The sequence below is a fragment of the Nonomuraea cypriaca genome (assembly GCF_015645445.1).
Classification (GTDB): domain Bacteria; phylum Actinomycetota; class Actinomycetes; order Streptosporangiales; family Streptosporangiaceae; genus Nonomuraea; species Nonomuraea cypriaca.
Map to the genome: position 1 here is coordinate 1 of NZ_JADOGI010000464.1, position 2,459 is coordinate 2,459.

2 protein-coding genes and 1 pseudogene are annotated in these 2,459 nt (G+C 74.7%); all 3 read left to right on the plus strand.

Annotated features, from left to right (window positions below; all coding sequences use genetic code 11):
* Positions 1 to 236, plus strand: a pseudogene (locus ITP53_RS54820) (L-seryl-tRNA(Sec) selenium transferase); the annotation flags it as partial.
* The gene (gene selB, locus ITP53_RS60885) at positions 227 to 1,942 is read left to right on the plus strand and encodes a selenocysteine-specific translation elongation factor (RefSeq protein WP_195903393.1); all 1,716 of its coding nucleotides are present in this window, start codon (positions 227 to 229) and stop codon (positions 1,940 to 1,942) included. The pseudogene ITP53_RS54820 and the gene selB, both read left to right, overlap by 10 nt.
* A gap of 80 nt (positions 1,943 to 2,022) precedes the next feature.
* A partial coding sequence (locus ITP53_RS54830; RefSeq protein WP_195903394.1) for an LLM class flavin-dependent oxidoreductase occupies positions 2,023 to 2,459 on the plus strand: 437 nt, incomplete at its 3' end.

Sequence of the window (2,459 nt, forward strand, 5' to 3'; positions counted from 1 at the left end):
GTGGTGTGGAGTGTGGGGTGCTGAGAAGTGTGGCGGTGGTGGGGGGTGGGGGAGCGCCTGGGTACGAGTTGCCCAGCGTGGCGCTCGCCCTCCCCGAGCGCCTGGCGCTGCCGCTGCGCCTGGGCGACCCCGCCGTGGTCGGCCGGGTCGCCGAGGGCAGATTGCTGCTCGACCTGCGCTCCGTACCGCCCGATCAGGACGACGAGCTGGTGAGGGCGGTGCTCGCGTGTACGTGATCGCGACCGCCGGCCACGTGGATCACGGGAAGTCCACCCTGGTACGCGCGCTCACCGGCATCGAGCCCGACCGATGGGCCGAGGAACGCCGCCGCGGCATGACCATCGACCTCGGCTTCGCGTGGACGACGCTGCCGTCCGGGCGGCGGCTGGCGTTCGTGGACGTGCCCGGTCACGAGCGGTTCGTCACCAACATGCTGGCGGGGCTGGGACCGGTGCCGGCGGTGATGTTCGTGCTGGCCGCCGACCAGGGGTGGCAGGCGCAGTCGCAGGAGCACTGGGAGGCGATCGAGGCGCTCGGCGTGGACCGGGGACTGCTGGTGATCACGCGGTGCGACCTGCTTGATCCGGCGCTCGCGCTGGAGGAGGCGCGGGAGCGGGTCCCGTGGCCGGTCGTCATGGTGAGCGGCCGTACCGGGGAAGGGCTCGACGACCTCCGGCGCGGGCTCGATCGGCTGGTGTCTTCGTTGCCGCCGCCGGACGCCGGGGCTCCGGTACGGCTGTGGATCGACCGGTCCTTCACGATCAGGGGCGCGGGCACGGTGGTCACCGGCACGCTGGCCGCAGGCACACTGCGCACCGGTGACGTGCTCGTCCTGGACGGCGAGCGGGTGCGGGTGAAGGCGTTGCAGGTGACGGGCGAATCCGCCGACGAGGTGCCGGCCGCCGCCCGCGTCGCGGTGAACCTGCGCGGCGTCGACCGCGACCGGGTGGCCAGGGGCAAGACGTTGCTCACGCCCGGCGCCTGGCTGGAGACGGAGGCGGCCGACGTACGGCTGGACGGGGACGACCTGCCGCGCGAGGCCGTGCTGCACATCGGCTCGGCGTCGGTGCCCGCCCGCATCCGGCCCTTCGACGGTACCGGCCTGGCCAGGCTGGCCCTGTCCCGCTCGCTGCCCCTGCGCATCGGCGACCGGGCCCTGCTGCGGTGCTCGGGCCGGCCGATCGCGAGCGTCCTGGTGCTCGACGTACGGCCCCCCGCGCTACGCCGACGGGGCGCGGCCACCCGCCGCGCGGCCCAACTGGCCCCCTTCACGGAGTGGGTGCCCGACGGCGCGACCGTGGTCGGCTGGCGTGGGGTGGTGCGGCGGTCCGAGCTGGCCGCGACGGGTTGCGATCCGGGGGCGCTCGACGTGCCCGGCGCCGGTGACTGGCTGGTCGCCCCCGGGCGGTGGAAGGAGCTCGTGGATCAGCTCGGCGCGATCGTGGCGGAGCAACCGGGCATCCCGGTCGACGCGGCTCGCACCGCGCTCGGGCTGCCGGCGCGGGAGCTGGTCGAGGCGCTGGCCGAGGCGTGTCCGGCGGCGCGGGTCTCCGATGGGCGGATCGACGGGGCAGGCATCCCGGAAGGGGTCGTCAGAGCCGTCGAACGGTTGCGTTCCGAGCTGGCCCAGGCGCCGTACCTGGCGCTGGAGGCGGCGCGGTTGCCGGAGCTCGGGCTCACCAGGCAGGCGGTGGCGGTCGCGGCGCGCGCGGGGCTGGTGCTGCGCCTGGCCGACGGGGTCGTGTTGCTGCCAGGAGCCGATCATGCGGCGGCGCGGGTCCTGGCCGGGCTCCCGCAGCCGTTCACGGCGGGAGACGCCCGGATCGCGCTCGCCACCAACCGCCGCGTGGTGATCCCGCTGCTGGAACATCTGGACCGGCTGCGCCTCACCCGCCGTATCGACGACCGGCTACGCGTGGTCACGGAGGCGAACCATGACTGAGACGAGTGTGCGGAGCCGGGCCATGACGGAGACGAGCAGGCGGAGCCGAGCCACGACGGGACGAACGGAGGGGGTGTGTCATGAGTGAGGTGAGCGGGCGGGTCAAGGTCGGGATCGTGCTGCCCAGACCGCACGGCGATCCGGGGGAGTGGTTGTCCGATGCCGTGGCGTTCGAGGCGGCCGGGGCCGACGCCCTCTGGATGGAGCACGGGGCGGCGCCGTCGCTCGATCCGGTCACGCTGGCGGCCGCGCTCGCCGCGCTCACGTACCGCTCGCTCCTGGTCGTGGCCGCCGTGCCGGCGGCGAACGGGGCGCACGCGCTCGCCACGGCGGAGAAGCTGAGCCGTGGGCGGCTCGCGCTGATCACTGACGTGGAGGCAGAGCGCGACATCGGTGACGCCGGCGCGCAGCGCGACAGCGGTGACGGGGGTGCCGAGAGAGGCACTGATGCCGGTACGGAGCGCGGCACCGGGGAGGCCGGTGGGGAGGGGATGCGGACGGTAGTGCGGCTGGGGGA